This is a genomic window from Shewanella waksmanii ATCC BAA-643 (assembly GCF_000518805.1).
Classification (GTDB): Bacteria; Pseudomonadota; Gammaproteobacteria; order Enterobacterales; family Shewanellaceae; genus Shewanella; species Shewanella waksmanii.
Genome location: NZ_JAEH01000022.1, coordinates 62,332 through 78,465, shown reverse-complemented (window position 1 = coordinate 78,465; position 16,134 = coordinate 62,332). Strand labels below are relative to the sequence as shown.

Annotated in this window: 13 protein-coding genes and 1 pseudogene; all 14 read right to left on the bottom strand. The window is 44.6% G+C overall.

Going from position 1 to position 16,134, the window contains the following annotated elements:
• Nucleotides 1-297: 297 nt before the first annotated feature.
• Nucleotides 298-783, bottom strand: a complete 486-nt coding sequence (locus L865_RS24550) for an OmpA family protein (protein WP_051484565.1) — start codon at nt 781-783, stop codon at nt 298-300.
• Nucleotides 784-1,087: 304 nt separating this feature from the next.
• Complete coding sequence (locus L865_RS24545; RefSeq protein WP_051484564.1) at nt 1,088-1,549, bottom strand: hypothetical protein; 462 nt, start codon at nt 1,547-1,549, stop codon at nt 1,088-1,090.
• A complete protein-coding gene (locus tag L865_RS0111140) occupies nt 1,546-2,370 on the bottom strand; it encodes a TIGR02594 family protein (RefSeq protein WP_028773312.1) in 825 nt (274 codons plus the stop codon). The genes L865_RS24545 and L865_RS0111140 overlap by 4 nt, the downstream gene beginning before the upstream one ends.
• Before the next feature lie 154 nt (nt 2,371-2,524).
• Nucleotides 2,525-2,935, bottom strand: a complete 411-nt coding sequence (locus tag L865_RS23585; protein ID WP_245608425.1) for a hypothetical protein — start codon at nt 2,933-2,935, stop codon at nt 2,525-2,527.
• Nucleotides 2,936-3,063: 128 nt separating this feature from the next.
• Complete coding sequence (locus L865_RS0111130) at nt 3,064-3,351, bottom strand: hypothetical protein (protein ID WP_028773311.1); 288 nt, start codon at nt 3,349-3,351, stop codon at nt 3,064-3,066.
• Nucleotides 3,352-3,615: a hypothetical protein gene (locus L865_RS24540; protein ID WP_245608424.1), complete on the bottom strand. Its 264-nt coding sequence runs from the start codon at nt 3,613-3,615 to the stop codon at nt 3,352-3,354.
• Nucleotides 3,616-3,623: 8 nt separating this feature from the next.
• Nucleotides 3,624-7,865, bottom strand: coding sequence for an RHS repeat-associated core domain-containing protein (locus L865_RS0111120; protein ID WP_028773310.1), 4,242 nt, complete (start codon nt 7,863-7,865; stop codon nt 3,624-3,626).
• 1 nt (nt 7,866) lies between these two features.
• Nucleotides 7,867-8,829, bottom strand: coding sequence for a hypothetical protein (locus L865_RS0111115; RefSeq protein ID WP_028773309.1), 963 nt, complete (start codon nt 8,827-8,829; stop codon nt 7,867-7,869).
• The gene (locus L865_RS0111110; protein WP_157577543.1) at nt 8,826-9,953 is read right to left on the bottom strand and encodes a hypothetical protein; all 1,128 of its coding nucleotides are present in this window, start codon (nt 9,951-9,953) and stop codon (nt 8,826-8,828) included. The genes L865_RS0111115 and L865_RS0111110 overlap by 4 nt, the downstream gene beginning before the upstream one ends.
• A gap of 37 nt (nt 9,954-9,990) precedes the next feature.
• A pseudogene (locus L865_RS23580) lies at nt 9,991-10,282 on the bottom strand (PAAR domain-containing protein).
• A 25-nt stretch (nt 10,283-10,307) separates the two neighbouring features.
• The gene (locus L865_RS0111100) at nt 10,308-10,667 is read right to left on the bottom strand and encodes a hypothetical protein (RefSeq protein WP_028773307.1); all 360 of its coding nucleotides are present in this window, start codon (nt 10,665-10,667) and stop codon (nt 10,308-10,310) included.
• Entirely contained in the window at nt 10,667-12,571 is a 1,905-nt protein-coding gene (locus L865_RS0111095) for a type VI secretion system Vgr family protein (RefSeq protein ID WP_028773306.1), read from the bottom strand. The genes L865_RS0111100 and L865_RS0111095 overlap by 1 nt, the downstream gene beginning before the upstream one ends.
• Nucleotides 12,572-12,642: 71 nt before the next feature.
• Nucleotides 12,643-13,122: an Hcp family type VI secretion system effector gene (locus L865_RS0111090; protein WP_028773305.1), complete on the bottom strand. Its 480-nt coding sequence runs from the start codon at nt 13,120-13,122 to the stop codon at nt 12,643-12,645.
• Nucleotides 13,123-13,533: 411 nt separating this feature from the next.
• A complete protein-coding gene (tssH, locus tag L865_RS0111085) occupies nt 13,534-16,134 on the bottom strand; it encodes a type VI secretion system ATPase TssH (protein ID WP_028773304.1) in 2,601 nt (866 codons plus the stop codon).

The following is a 16,134-nucleotide window of genomic DNA, read 5'->3' as shown; positions in this document are numbered from 1 at the left end:
GCTCTTCACTCGTTGCAAACCACATGGATGTGGTGAATGTCATTAATGCACGACTATAGGGATATAGGAGGTAGGGTAACGCAGGAGCAGTTACCGAGGAGCATTTAAGGACCTTACCTCAGAACCGCTAAATTCTCGCTGAGTGGCTAAATGTTTATACTGATTGGTATTACACCAACTATAGACGATGCAGGCCGAACCATTCGGCGCTATAACGAAGGAGATTCTAGCAAGCATAAAAAAAGCTAGGTGGTGAACCTAGCTTTAATATGGGGGAGTCGTCTGAAACCTTACGGGCTAACCTTCAATAACGTAAAAATCAACGCGGCGATGTTCAGCACGCTGTTCTTTGGTTAACACCTGCTGCGTTTCAGTGCCATCGAGAGTGCGAAAGCTTGCCTGTAGTTGGCTTGGCGATGCTCCCAACAGCACAAGATGCTCAACTAACCCTTGAGCACGACGTTGAGCTAAAGCTTGATTATACGCCTGACTACCAGTGTCATCGGTAAAACCCTGCACATTAATGCGTTTTTCTGGATGGTTGGCAAGATAACTCACAATGCATGACATGTTACTGTCGAGGTTTTGCAGCGGGACATCACTATTTTTGGCGTAATACACCGACTTAAAACCTGCTACCTGTTCACCGTTTTGCACCGCATAATCCAAACAGCGGCTCGACATCGTCACTTTAGGCTCTTCAACGGGCTTATTTTCCACCGTTGAAGCACAGGCTGACAAATAAAGACAGCACATCACCGAAATAAATAACCTTAATTCCATAACACCTTCATTTAGTCCGTTAAATTATGCGCACAAAATACCGTTACACTCGGTGTTTTTCAACTTTTAACCTTTATTAACAAAGAAGAACAAAATCATCATCACAATGAATAAAAATTGCTTTATAACAACCACCTACGCGCAAACCAAAGATTAACCCAGTTCAAGAATAGCCGTTACACGCTAATAAAAATAATAAAATCATGCTTTATTACGACACTAATCGAGATTTAAATATAAAGTTATACTAACCCTTATAAATAGTAATATATTCGCCTTTATACCAATGGGTATAAATGCGATATTAACGACACCAAGAAAAATAACTTTGATAGATATTAACTCGACTTGCCGAGCGGGCAAACATCGCATCTATCTCTGCTGTGGGTGGAAAAATAGATCCCGTACCTGGCCAATACAACTGTCCCTGCTCGCTCTCACACAAAACGATATTGACTGCAGCTTTATCTAAGGTGAGGGACTCATCTATCTCGGTATACATTTCAAACTCGATAAATTCAAACTCAGCTCCTCGATAGGTATTTAACACGTCAGCAGAAACCGTATGGTGCCGCAACCACTCTTTGGTTTTTGGGTCCTGATAATCGCGACTCACCACATTGAAATCATGCACTTTTGCAGCGTATGGGGTATTAACCAGCGCCGACACAACGGCATCGGCTGCTGCATGAGGAGCAGCCGTGTCACTCGCGGCCTGACACGCCACCACCACCCAAAGGTTAATCACCAATAATACTAACCTCATGCTTCACTCCCGGCTTGACTCGCCACCGCATTGTAGATAGGCAGGCTTCCCCCAACATCACTGGCATTGATTGGCAACACAAAATCAGTCCACACAGCGCGAGAATACTTGGAAATTTGCACCTTGTTAGACTGGTTACCCCCTAACATATAAAGCGATTGACCGTCAGCGCTTTGGCCGACAACAAAGGCAACATGACCACCACCTTGGCGCGATTTAATACCAATCGCCCCATAAACTGGCTCAGTGGTTTTTTGGCCGAAATCTATCCATGCTTTGGCTCTAAAGGCATTACTCACTGGCGTATAGCCATTTTGCTGCATAACCCAAGCAACAAACGAACCACACCAAGCATTCTGGCCGCCGGAATCATCTGTTCCCCAAAACTTAGCGGCTTTGAAATACTCAAGTATTCGAGGGTTGGCAACACTGCCCGCCACTTCTGATTGTCCTTGCTCGGCCAGCGCTGTTTTCATCCACGGCGTGCCTTGTATCAGAGCCGCAGCATCGACAACTACAGCCGGCGTACTTGGGGTGTTTGAGGCAGATTGTAATTTTTGGTTAAGCGTTCGATGAGTGCGGCCATTGACATCTATTTTTCCGTCAGGCCTTACCATACCAACCACTTTACGTTGAAATTGATTAATGGCGGCTACGGTTTTTGAGTTAGCGGGCATGCGGCCAAGGCTGCCATCGACAGCAAGTTTTACCGTTGGCGCGATCAAATTGAGAAGCTTATTTAACGCCGATTGAATAGTTTTAATGTCAGCAGCTTGGTTGTGCCCATCGATTCCGACCGAGCCTGTCAGTTGAATTGTCATGCGTATCTCTCCTTAATAATTACTGCACTCCTGTGCGGCATTGACTCTATAGTGTGGTCGGCTTTCAGTGACCTACTCGTTTTGTTTCGCGACTCTTTTTACTGGCAATAGATTTGGCTTACTTAAAATAACTACCATCGATTAGAATTAGGTATTAAGCATATTTATCGGCAATGGCCTTAAGTTCATCCAACAAGCCATCTTTAAGAATATAAAGCGGAATGTCCCACTGCTGAGGTGTAATTCCACCTATGTGGTCTTTCCTATTGCCATTCCAAATATTTAATCCCGGCACATTCTCCGCACAACAGTGGACCATGGCATTAATACCAATAGTTTGCCCATCAAATTCAACTGTTGTACTACGCTCAAAATTTGAAAAGCCGCCTTCTGATGGTTTCTTGAAAAAACCATTTTCAATTCGATCAATAATCCATGGCAAAGCAATCATTGGAAACTCAGATTGCGTAAGCCTTCGCTTTTTTTTAAGCTTTGAAAAATAATCTGTAGATACGACAAAATAATCACCTTTCTTTATAATTAACTTCTTTTTATCTGGAAACATCTCGTAATTTAAGGTGAGCAATACTTTTCATCAGGTTTTAAATTATCGTGAAAAATCAAACTTAATGGCTTATATATTACAACATTAATATTAGTCAACAACAAAGCACCCATAATAACGTTCAACCATCAAGAGTAATCATCGTGATACATTTCACGAGATAATTCATCCAAATAACTCTTAACCTTTAGCTCATCAGGACTACAAAACTCTCTTGAAGCAATTATGCTGTATGTAAACTTTTGCCCACCCTTTAGCTTTGTTCTCGGGTCGTCCCCTTGCTCAGAGTGATTAATTATAAAGTCTAACTGACGCAATATTGAAACTACAGATGAGTTACTCTTATCTATAAATTTACTACCAGTGATTATATTTTTAGCCACTTTTGCTTTTTTTGTTAAAGAAACAAAGTTCATTTAAATACCTATAACGTTAATTTTTGAAATTGCCGATTTAACACTATCATTTACTAATAATTGAATTCCACCACCATTCGTGACTAACGCTTTTCCAGGGACTGTCCAAGTGTCAACTACCGGTTTAGCAGTAGACATTAACCCAGTGCCTTCTACTACTTTAAAGGACTTTAAAGTTCTTCCCTCTCCACTTATACCTAATTCGTCTGGACTTTGACTAGATAAAGGATCAAACCAATTCCCAGGATAACCATGTTGTGCCACATATTGCGTCATCGAATCAGGGGGGGGAACTTTATCACTTCGACAGGCTTTGTTAGGTCAAAGCCTCCTTCCTTAGTACCATCAGGAGAACCTAAAGCATCAAAAATTTGGTCCTCGGAAAAACCATTTTTGCTCATATAATCTAATGTTACATTTCTACGAGCCTCTATCTGTTCCAGGCTAGAACCTGTGGATTTGGCTAGGTTAACATCATCTTTTTTTGGTTTCTTCCTCGGCCTATTTTCTCTTATTGCACTTTCACCTGAACCTATCGTAATTATATGATCAACTTTACTAACACTCTCAACTATCTCGTCGGCGGTATATGGTAACTGCGCAATCTGAGCAACTTCAATCAATTTGGATTCTAATTCAGGTGTTATATGTTTATTAGGGCCAGCAATACTAGTCTCTTTATCTTCAACCTCTTTACAACTCAACCCTAACGGGTCGATCCAGTTAACCGGATTAGGCGCATATTGGTAAGGATTAATACCACCAGCAAGGCCAATGGGATCTTGACTGATAAAGCGCTGTTGTTGCGGGCTATAGTATCGATAACGGTTGTAGTGTAACCCTGACTCAGCATCAAAATACTGACCTTGAAAGCGCAGCGGATTATCAAAACTATCTGCCATTGGTTGGCTATCTGCCACGGCTAAACCAAATGGATCTGAAGAATGTTGCCACACCCTTTTTCCATGGCCATTTAACACGGTGCAAGGCGTACCGAGTTGGTCTAGGTGATACCAATATATCTGCTCGCTTTCAACACAGGCTATCGGTGAAAAACTATCAGGCTCATACAGGTACCAGCGATATTGACCTTGAGTATGCTCACCCACCAGCTGATCGCCATCCCACAAATAGTCTGTACGTGACCGCTCAGTTAATTTCACCGTGCGACGACCCAGCGCATCGTATTGATAGCGAGTGAGCTTGCCATTGTGGTTAATCTCTACTAATTGATTTAACCCGTTAAACTGGCGATATTGGCGTACTCCCGCAGCTGTAATGTGGGTTTGGTTGCCACTGTCATCGTAACTAAAGTCGCTATCAAGTCGCGACAGCAACCTGTCATGTGACACGCTAATCGGCCTAGCCGATGAATTCACAGAGCTTTGGTGATGGCTGTTAGCAGCACTCGCTGATTGCGGGTTGCCAAAGCCATCCCACTGATATGCCGTTGATTCAATAATGTCAGCTTCACCCGCAACGCGGCTTTCGCGTTTTACTGCAACCAATTGATTAATTGAGTTATAGCTAAATCGGTCTGTCTGAGTATCCTCACCCTTAACACTGGCAGAGGCTTGTCGGCATAGCAATTGTCCTTCGGCATCGTATTGATAACAACGAAATTCAACCTCACCAGTCTGTTGATGACACCAACGCTGCTCATTGAGGCGCGAAAAGCGGTCAAACTGTTGCTTTAAAGTCACATCGTTGCCCATTTTCTGGGTAACTAACAAACCAGCATCATCGTATTGTCTTGTCACGATTAATTTCGACTGGCTGTCTCTGCCGCTATGCGCAAGCGCCATGCTTGCAAGCTGGGCATGTTCGTTGTACTCGTATTGAATAATGCTACCGTCTGGCAGCTGCATTGACTCTCTTAGCCCCTGAGCGTTGTAGCGGTAACCTATCTTCCACGCCCCTTGAGTCGATTGACTGACCTTACCATTAAGATGATAGGTCAATGCCAACTGGCTATGGCCGTTGTGCGCTTTTACTACTCGACCGAGCGCGTCGTAATGAAAATTGTTTTGAACACTCAAACTGCTAATGGGCTGGGTGGATTTGTTGCTCAGCACTACACTATTTTGCTGGACAACCCGCCCTAACAAGTCGCGCTTCAATGCGATATGGCGCACGCCGCTATCACTAATAGCGCTCAGCCTATCTGCTGCGTCATAAGTAAAATCTTGCTGACGGCCATCAAAGCCTATTAGCTGGGTGATCTGCTCGGTTTTACTGTACTGCAACGAGTATTGCGCCCCGTCACTGCGGATAATTTGGGTCAAATTACGTTCGCTGTCATAGCAATATTGCAAACGACTACCGTCTTCAAACTGCATTGCGCTAGGCTGAGCCAGCCCTTGATAACACCAACTTTTTCTCGATACCGCTTCATCGCTTTCTTGTGCGGAAGCTATTACTGGCCGAGGTTTACTGCAATCATTAGCTTTATCGGCCCCCTTTTGGATTACCATGGTTGGGGTAAGCGCTGAGATCATTCGACCGGCAGTATCATACTCAAACTCAGTGACAATTTGCTCATGCTGGTGTTGTTGCGAATAACTGCGATAGGCGCTCACTCTGCCTACTGTATCTCGAACGGTTTCGGTAACTATGCCATGACCATCAATACTGGCATTGACGCGGCCCATACTGTCATAGCTATAGCGGGTTAACTTAGCGCCCTGTTGCTGCGCCAACAGTTCACCATTTGCACTCCAAAAGTGGCTTTTTTTACGACCATATTCATCAACAAACTCTCGTAACTGTCCGTTATCGTTATAGCGATATTGGCGCTGGCGACCATCAACTAACTGCTCTGATAACAAGCGGCCAGTAGCATCAAAACGCCGTAAGTGCTTTCCACCCAGTGGGTCAATTGTAACAATGCGCTGCCCTAGCGCATTGTACTGGTATCGCGTCACCGCACCATCAGCTGCCACCAATGCGCTCAGTTGGCCTTGAAGGTTGTATTCATATTGAGTCAGCGCGCCCATAGCGTTAGTTTCCGCTATTTTTCGCCCCAAATTATCGTAGCGATAACGGCTAATATGGCCATTGGCATCATGAAACTCTAATAGTTTACCTTGGGGGCTATGCACAAAACGTTCAGTGTTTCCCAAACTATCGGTACTGATAGTCGCACGGCCACTAGGGTGTGATTGGTAGCTAAAATGATACTGGTAGCTACCTTCATCTCCCCATTGCTTTATGCACTGGCTACTCGTCCCCTGTAGTTGCCACTGGAAATGATGGCTAAAGCCCGATGCTCTGGTGCGTTTTTTTAGTAAAAAGACCACTGCCATATCCGGCTCTTCACTATCAAGATCACTGATTGAAGTCTCGCCCAACACATATTGATAGCGGTACTGCTCAGTTTCAGCTAAGTGATTTCGCGCAACGGTTAGCGCCCTACTAGCGTCATATCCATAGCGCGCTAGCGGTTTTGGTAACACCTGTTGCTTGCCTTCACCATCAACAAAATACGCTTGTACAGACACCAAACAGTCATAAGCATCGTACTGGAGGATGAGGCCACGATGTGGGGCGATTGAAATCGAGGTTAACCGCTGCTTTGTGTCATACTGCAAAGCAAAATATTGCCCTTGCAAATTACTGATCGTATCAAGCAACCAAGAGCAACCCGTGTCACTGTGACAGCGCTTAAACGTCCAGTGAGTGTCATCCGGTTTGACCAACACTTGTTTATCTTCAGCTTGATAAATCAGCGCTAAACCCGATGACAGTTGATAACTAGTTTGACCTATTTTGACTTGCTCAAAAACATGAACCCGCCCTTCATCATCCGTGAGCTCAAGCCAATGTTTGTCTTGCTGTTTGGGGCCGACTTTAGGCGCGCTCTGCACTTTTTCCTCAAGCTGCACACTAAAATTGTGGCGCCAGCCATATCCTAAGCCAACATTGGTATCAGCACGACTAGAACGATATAACCGGCGCCAGACCAAGGGCATGACACCTTCAATGTTAAAATCAACGAGCGGCAGGATTTCTTCGCCTGAGAACATTGAAATAGGATCAGAGCGGCAAACTTGCTCATCAATCGCTACATCAGTTTGAGTGTAATTCGCTTGCTCACCGCTAGTCGGCTGCGGCTGACTTTGCTTGCCTTTAGGGCTTGCTTTTCCTTGGGGTTTATTACTGGTGCTAGCCCCTACAGGCGAGGCCACTTCGGTCGAAGTATGTAGATTAGCTTTAATGGACTCCACGTATACATTGAGTAGTCCTTGCTCTATCGCCTTGCTCAATTGCATCGCGATGGATCTTGCGCCTAAGGCGCAGCTCAACCCTATGGCGGCTAATAACGTTTGCCCATGCATAAGGGCATTGCGGTCTTTCGCCAAGTGGGGAGAGATTTCTCTTACCACACCAGAGTGACCCGAGATCTCATTGGCAACAGCAAGGGTAAAACCTGATGGTTTGGGCTGTGATCTTGGTAAGATCATGACGTGCCGATGATGGCCCCGAAACAAAAACTGACTTATCGGCTCACTCATGTTAACTATTCCCTGTCCATGAATAGATGGCTAATCCATGATGTAAACTTTCAGATAATTCCAATTGAACCACGGTACCGGCAGTGCGTCCTTGCTGATAACTATGATAAATATGGATAAGGTTATACAACCCCGTCACCCCACCTAACTCTCCGGTGTAATAACCCGTTTGTACAACTTCACTTTGACGGTCGATGTTGTTCGCAAGATGAATATAGCCATCCAACCAGTCTTGCAATAACTTGGGTTCACCGTTACCTGGAGCATATAACTTGGCAACCGAACGACGATTTAAGAAACTGGCAGCATCGTTAAATAGGCTACCTACGGCTTGTCGTCGCTGCGACAATGTCGCCAGTGCTTGCTGGGTGAATTCCACCGACAAACCACTATTTTGCAAACTGATCAATGCCAGTACTGCGCCTTCAGACGGCTGAACACCTTGACTGCTGTCAGCAGTTATCAACAGATTTGCCGCTGATAATTCAGCGATGTCATTGATCGCGGTATCGACTGCAATTAGTGCTACGCGATTAAGCCCTTGTTGTTGCAAAGCGCTTAGGCTAGCTAAAGCGATGGGAAGAGCCGCTCTGCCATAGGGAAATATTTGACTTTGCCCATGGGCAAAAAGCTGCGGGTAGTCTTGTTGCAGCTGATTCAACCAGTTTTCAATTAACTCAGGGCGTTCATTACTACTCTCAGGTAATAACCAAAAAACTGGCACATCACAATGAAAGTCGGCATGCTGTTGCGAAAGCTGCTGTAATAATGGCCCAACCAAGCTGCTGATATGCTTAGCGCTAGACTCAACAGTTTGTGACGGTTCACTATCAGCAAAAAACGCTGTGACATACCCCTCATCGACCACGCATGGTTGGGTTTCAACATAGGGCAAGTTAACCGCTGCTAACGAATTAGCCTCAATGCCGAGATTGAGTTTCACTTCATCAAGCACAATATTCATATACGCCACTCAAGCATGTCGAAGTGCGGTGTAAATAGGTTGGGTTTTAGGCGCATACGGTGCAATAACGCTAACTTGCGATGTAGGCGACTGCCTCCCTGAATAATGTTGTCGATATTCGCCATCGTCACAGCTTGACCATCCAACATCTGAGTGTGACTGAAATCAACGGCTTGGTTCTGCCAAGCATCAAGTAACTTGGCAGCGTAATATTGCAAATGCTGGATTTGCGCTTGTTCATCGCTATCAAACTGCACATCCAGCGGCATAAAGTAGTCTAGCTTTTGCCCCAACAATAATCTTATTGCGGTAAAAGCCGCTGCCGCGTTTTCCGCAGACAACATGTACCGCGCTAAATACGGTATAAACTTGCTATAGCCACTTAGTGCCATGACCTCAATCACATAAGGTGTGTGACTCTCAGTTGCTGAAAGCATGTTAACCAGCTTGCTTGCCTCTAGCTCCGGTAGCGAGGTAATGAAGATCTCAAATAGGTGTGTTCCCATATATTGCAATCGCGTAAATTGCTGCACGATTTGAATAAAGTTGCGCCCTTTATAGGTCAACACATCAAGATACAATAGGCTCAGCTCAGCGAGTCCTGGCAAATGTCGGAATTGCTGCACTAGGGCGTCTGATAAGCCACGCTGATAGTACAAATACAGCAAATGTTGATTAAATAATGCGACTTCATGCCGCGGATCTAGCGGAAACTCAACAACGGCAAATTGCTGGCCAAGATACAAACAAAAATGCGGTGCTAATTGTTGAATGCGAACATCAGTATGTTGATATAAACGCCAGACTAAATCAGGATAATGACTTGAATTCTTTGGCCAGTTAACTAATGCCATCAATTGCAAAATGACCATTACATCAGCAGCCTGATATATGGATTCTTCGTCATCTTTGGTAAGGGATGCTTCCAACAAGGCCATCACCTGCGTAGCAGTCGTTGCGGTGAGCAAATGAGGTTGTGAAGGCGGTGCATCGTTAAGCAGATCAATACAGGTCACCAATGCCTGAGTATTGTCATTTAGGTTCTTTTGGGTGCTCAGCAATGTCAGGTTTATCGCCCGCCGCTGCGCTAATAACTCATTAAAGTAATTGTTAATATTAATCATCTTGGTTGGACATACATCAGTTACTGTTGATCGCGTATTAGCCGATAAGCACACTAGGATTTCCTGCTACGATCTTACCGCCATGAGCAGTGCTATCGCCCATACGTGCAGCGGGTTTGCCATTAATGGTGACTGAACTCGAACCAGCACTGATGGAATCTGGCGGGCCTACACACACCAATTTGTCTCCTTGACGAGCTGCGGGTAGCGAACTAATCAGTACATTGGGCGAACCAACGACAACGGGCCCCCCCTACATGGGGCACAGGGCCAGGGTTTGTCTTAGGACAGACATGCATACTCGTTACTGTTGCTGCTGGCATTCCCATAATCACATCCTTGTTATTTGAAGACTTAGCTACCGCTACTTTCTAGCGGAAATACCAATAACTGCCGCTGCATCATCACTGTGGCAAGATGCTCAAGCTGCTCATATTCATCTAAACTGTCAGCTAGGCTCTCCCCAGATAAATAGCTAACTAATTGCGATAAAATATGCGCACTGTTCTTCCACTGGTGTCGCTGTGACAAAAACTGCATCCCGTAGGTTGTCGCACACCACAAATCCATTCGCGGTGGGCTTAACAGCGGGTCATCCGGTCGATCTACTGGTCGACAAATGAGATAACGATGACCAAACTGACAAAAGAAATAACGGCCTTTGCAAGCTGAGCCCCGTAAACCGACACCTGGATAAGTGATTAACTCCATCATCAGTTCAACTTAATCTGGGCAGCTTTTAAGGCAATTGTGGCACCATTAACTTTAACGTCGGTGCCTTTCACTTTAATGTTGGTACCCTCAATACTAATTGCGCCGTCACTGCTAAGTTTGATACTGGCAGCCCCCGTTTTCAGCACGATCTCTTTACCGGCCTCAATGCTTAGCACCTTTCCAACCTTTAAGCTGTCATTAGTACCAATATCGGCACTGCGATCTTTACCTACTGTTAGGGTCTGATTGTTGGCAATATCGCTGAAATTATCGTTACCAATAGTCAGGCGATCATCATTGCCTATGTCTGTCGCGCGATCGTTGCCCACAGTATCTTGCTGATCACGCTTAACATTCAGATGATGATCTTTTTCAGCTTGGATAAATAACAGCTCCTTACCTTTTTCATCATCAAACCGTAACTCATTGAAGTTGTCTGCTCCGCCCTTTTTAGTGCTGCGCGTTTTAATACCGCTTTGTGTTTTCTTAGCCGGCAAGGCATAGGGTGGCATGAGTTCCGCGTTGTATACTGCACCACTGATGATTGGCTGGTCCGGGTCACCATTAATAAACTCAACCAGCACTTCCTGTCCCACTCGTGGAAAGAAAAATGCGCCCCATTTGTTACCAGCCCAGTTTTGCGCAACTCGGATCCAGCAAGAACTCTTGCCATTAAACTCACCTTCGCGATCCCAGTGAAACTGCACTTTCACTCTGCCAAACTTATCTATGTGTTGTTCATCGCCGGCATCTCCGGTCACAATGGCAGTTTGAACACCACTGATTAACGGCTTACGCAGTAAATTATAAGGACGATAGGCCGTGGCTTTAGGCACACACTCAAAGTCATTGTGATAAACCGCGCTGCTATGAGACTGACTGGCGCCAGATTGGTTAGGTTGTGTGGCGCTGGTACGCATCGCCGTCACGACAAAGCTCTGCCCTTTGTAACGACTGTCTTCATGGTCTTTGAAAGTAAAACATTGCCCAGTGGCAAAGCTGCGACAATCACTTTGCCCAGAGCACTTATGCATGTCTTTTTGTAAGGCTTCTAACTGCGTATTGGCATAAGGTTGCGGACGCTTATTTATTTCTGACTCACCCATATAGTCAAACACTTCCAAAGAGCCTTGCCCTGGAAGTTCCGCTTGTGACTTGCTACCAAGCGGAAATAAGCTGGGTTGTTCAAAATCGTAGCCTTTTTGTGCATAGGCACCACTGACCATAGATAAACCACCTTGCCAATGCACAACGTGCGATTCAGCTAAATGACCGGAATAACAACGCACTTGGTCTTCTGCACACTTTTTGTAGGCGGTCACATCATCAGCCAGCACTAATTGATGAGCTGATGCACTGTGTTCAAAGAAGTAAAAGATGCCTTCCTGCTGCAGCAGGCGCGCAACAAAATCGAGGTCTGACTCTTGGTATTGAACGCAATACTCATATTTGGGATAGGTCTTAGTGGTCTTATCTTGAAATGCGACACTATGCTGGCCAAACAAGTCAGAGATAATGTCTATCACCGACAAGTTTTGATAAATGCGGCAATTAGTGCGTTTTTGCATTAATGCAGCAGTAGGAACAATTACGGCTTGGTAGTCAATATAGTCTTCACTGACATCACTGGCAGCCGTTCGCATACCTGCTGATTCAATATGACTGACCACACCGTTAAAATATCGAACCGCGCCCGAAGAAAAAGCATTTCTTAAGGCAATAGTCACACTCTTACCGACTATGTTTGCAAGCGAGATACTGGTGCCAACGGCATACATTGACACGGTAATAGAAAACAGCTGAGAAATCGCCTCATCAGCTGACAAATGTGTAAGGTATAATGCATCCTTCCCTAGCGGGGTCTGGATACTAATAATGTTGTTTGCCTGTGTCGCCTTTAGCATTCCTTGCCTCAGTAAATCTTTATCAAAGCCTTGGAGCGCATTGCTCCAAGACCTTTAGATCGCAAATGAAATTACATTTGTTGACCTTTAACGCCACTGTAGCCATAACGTAGCGCAGCAGTAACATTGTTCTTATCATCGGTAGGCGTCACAGCCATCATCATTTCCGTGTAACTAATTGTGATAGTTTCAACAGGACGATCGCCTTGAATTGATACGCTATAGCTAGAAATCATCGCATCAGTTAGCTCGATCTGCATGATCTCTTCGATCTTGTCACCTTGTTTAGTGATATGGAAAACCGCTTTTTTACCTTTACCAATCGTTGCTTCTTCAAACAGGTAAGTTGATGCATTGTCTTGTAGCTTAGTAATCGTCACATCACCTAAGCGAGTAGAGCTAGCTTCACGATCTTGCGCTGTACCAGTGAAAGAAGAGAGTTCACGGCTCACATTCCAGTCAACTGATAAGACAGTAATCATGTCTTTATATTCTTCTGCCGTTGTTTCGCCTTTAATTCCTTCATAATCTAAATAGGTATTCGCTTGCATTATTAATGCTCCTTGTGCGTTAAATTCATCCATTATTGGACAGGCTAATTAAAGTTTGAGTTAACAAACAAATTGAATGCAAATTTAATTTACATTTAAATATACCACTCAATTAAAAAGATACATTTAAATGATAATACGATGATCATTCAGGGCGAAGATTATAGTAAAAAAACACCAAATTCAACGATAACACCGGTAAAAAACCAAACATTTAAAATTATTCAAAATCAAATATTTAACTAAATCAAAACAACTGTAAATCGCAGCGGTAGCACTTAAGTGCTACCGCTAACAGTTTTCAGTAAAACTTTGCAACTAGTAATAGGTAAAGACAATTTAAAACTGACTAAAGACAAATTAATCCAGCTTTAAAATAGATACACACCTAATAACTATAAAATCAAAAAACTATACCTTATATGTAAACCCATCATTATTAACGCCAATTTTAACCGAACTAGATTTTTTATTTAAACTGGTCTTTTCCAACATTTTAATTGACAGATCTGGCAGCAATGTTTGCTGTAAAATATTATGAATATTTCTCGCGCCAGAGCCGGCGTCCTGACACATAGACACAATTTTGTCGATCACATGCTCGCTGTAACTAAATTGCGCTTGATAATGGTCGTGCAGGCGAACTCCAACCCTGGCCAGCTGCAACTCGGTAATTTGATTTAACATGGCGGAAGTTAACGGCACGTAAGGCACCACATTGATTCGGCCTAAAAATGCCGGTTTGAAATAACTGAGCAAATCGTCATGAAGTGCTTTTTTCAATCCTGCGATAGTTGGCGTAGTATTTTCATCCTCAAATAGCGACATAATGGTATCAGTGCCAGCATTAGAGGTCATAATGATGATGGTATTTTTGAAGTCGATATCTCGGCCTTCACCATCTTTTATCTGACCTTTATCAAATACTTGGTAGAAAATGTCTTGCACGCCTGGATGAGCTTTCTCCATTTCATCGAGCAAAATGACGCTATAAGGTTTACGACGAACAGCCTCGGTCAACACCCCCCCCTCACCATAGCCCACGTAGCCTGGAGGCGATCCCAATAGCAAAGAGACTTTATGCTCTTCTTTAAATTCAGACATGTTGATGACTGTAAGGTTATCTTCGCTGCCATAGACTTGCTCAGCCAATGTTAGCGCCGTTTCGGTCTTGCCTACGCCACTGGGACCTGTGAGTAAGAACACACCTATCGGGCGCTTTTCATCTGCTAGCTGCGCACGCGATGTTTGTACCGTTTTGGCAATGATTTCCAAACCGTGGTCTTGACCCACCACTCGCTTAGCCATGTTATGTTGTAGCGACAAAATGGTATCAATCTCATCCTGTTGCATTTTACCCACTGGAATACCGGTCCAATCAGATATCACTTCAGCAATCAGTTGTGAATCCACTTGCCAGTGGACCATGGGTTGGCTAGTTTCGGCTAACGCTTGCTTGATTTGACTAAGTTCCATCAACAAGGCTGCGCCGTTTTCCACTTCATCGGCTTGTAACAGCTCAATCAGTTCCGCAACGCGCTTAACTTGCTCAAGTTGTTGTTGCCATAACACCTCAAGTGGCTTGAGTTGTTGCTGCGCAGATTTGAGCTCACGTTTTAGCTGACGGATTTTTTTGGTGTGATTTTCACCAGTTTTGACTTCACGTTGCAGCAAGGCGATTTGGGTATCGAGTTGCGTTGCTGATCGCTGTAACGCCTCAATTGGACCAGGCGTTGAAGCTTGACTCATTGCCACTCTAGCGCAGGCTGTATCGAGCAAACTCACGGCCTTATCAGGCAACTGCCTTCCAGTGATATAACGATGGGACAATGCCACAGATGAACATAGGGCCTGATCAGAGATTAAAATACCGTGATGCTGCTCCATCACAGGTAATAGGCCGCGCATCATATATACAGCCTGCTGCTCAGAAGGCTCTTCAATTTTAACAACCTGAAAGCGACGCGTTAATGCGGCATCTTTTTCAAAGTACTTCTTGTATTCAGCCCAAGTAGTCGCAGCAATCGTGCGCAGTTCACCTCGTGCCAATGCAGGCTTGAGTAAGTTGGCAGCATCATTTTGCCCAGCTGCACCGCCACTGCCGATCATGGTATGGGCTTCATCAATAAACAAAATAATGGGCTGTGCCGATTGCTTGACCTCATTTATCAAGCTCTTAAGACGATTTTCAAACTCGCCTTTCATACCCGCTCCGGCCTGTAACAACGCCAAATCTAATACATGAATGGCGACATTTTTTAAGGCATCAGGTACATCTTGTTGGGCGATTTTAAGTGCTAACCCCTCTACAACCGCAGTTTTACCAACGCCGGCTTCGCCGGTCAGTATCGGGTTGTTCTGCCGGCGGCGAGTCAAAATATCGATCATCTGCCGAATTTCATTGTCTCGGCCTAATATAGGGTCAATCTTGCCTGATTTTGCTTGGGCGGTAAGATCTTGAGTAAATTGCGCTAGACTCGGGGTTGCAGACTGAACTTGAGCATCAGTTACATCGCTCGAGTTAACCGGCTGCTGCTCATCTGACAAGGCATTGAGCTCAGGCCAACTCATTAGCAACTTAGCACTGTCTATATTTAGCAGTTGTTTTGCTGACCGAGACACTAAAGCACTTAATGAGTCGCCCTGCAGTAAAGTAAATATCAAATAGGCCGACCGCATGGCATTGTCGCCAAACTCGATACTCGTATTGAGCCAAGTTTGACGCAATAAATTGACAATATGAGGTGATAGGCTTGGCGCTGCACTATTGCCTGTTTTGAAGCCCTCTAAGCCTCTTCTTAGCTCATCCGTCAGTTGGTTTTTGTCAACGCTGAAGTGATTACAAATGAGCGTAATATCACCTAATTCGCTTTCCAACATTGCCAATAACCAATGCTCTATCTCAACGGTAAATTGGCTGCGGCTATGACAGATACTCGCGGCCGACTCTAATGACCGTTTACAACTCGGGCTCAGTTTTTCAACTAACTTACTCAGTGTCATCGCTGACAT

Excerpts from the sequence above, each read along its gene's own strand:
- tssH (WP_028773304.1), bottom strand. The coding sequence starts at position 16,134 with ATGTCAGCGATGACACTGAGTAAGTTAGTTGAAAAACTGAGCCCGAGT.
- L865_RS0111100 (WP_028773307.1), bottom strand. The coding sequence starts at position 10,667 with ATGATGGAGTTAATCACTTATCCAGGTGTCGGTTTACGGGGCTCAGCT.
- L865_RS0111140 (WP_028773312.1), bottom strand. The coding sequence starts at position 2,370 with ATGACAATTCAACTGACAGGCTCGGTCGGAATCGATGGGCACAACCAA.
- L865_RS24545 (WP_051484564.1), bottom strand. The coding sequence starts at position 1,549 with ATGAGGTTAGTATTATTGGTGATTAACCTTTGGGTGGTGGTGGCGTGT.
- L865_RS0111110 (WP_157577543.1), bottom strand. The coding sequence starts at position 9,953 with ATGATTAATATTAACAATTACTTTAATGAGTTATTAGCGCAGCGGCGG.
- L865_RS0111115 (WP_028773309.1), bottom strand. The coding sequence starts at position 8,829 with ATGAATATTGTGCTTGATGAAGTGAAACTCAATCTCGGCATTGAGGCT.
- L865_RS0111120 (WP_028773310.1), bottom strand. The coding sequence starts at position 7,865 with ATGAGTGAGCCGATAAGTCAGTTTTTGTTTCGGGGCCATCATCGGCAC.
- L865_RS23585 (WP_245608425.1), bottom strand. The coding sequence starts at position 2,935 with ATGTTTCCAGATAAAAAGAAGTTAATTATAAAGAAAGGTGATTATTTT.
- L865_RS0111130 (WP_028773311.1), bottom strand. The coding sequence starts at position 3,351 with ATGAACTTTGTTTCTTTAACAAAAAAAGCAAAAGTGGCTAAAAATATA.
- L865_RS0111090 (WP_028773305.1), bottom strand. The coding sequence starts at position 13,122 with ATGCAAGCGAATACCTATTTAGATTATGAAGGAATTAAAGGCGAAACA.
- L865_RS24550 (WP_051484565.1), bottom strand. The coding sequence starts at position 783 with ATGGAATTAAGGTTATTTATTTCGGTGATGTGCTGTCTTTATTTGTCA.
- L865_RS0111095 (WP_028773306.1), bottom strand. The coding sequence starts at position 12,571 with ATGCTAAAGGCGACACAGGCAAACAACATTATTAGTATCCAGACCCCG.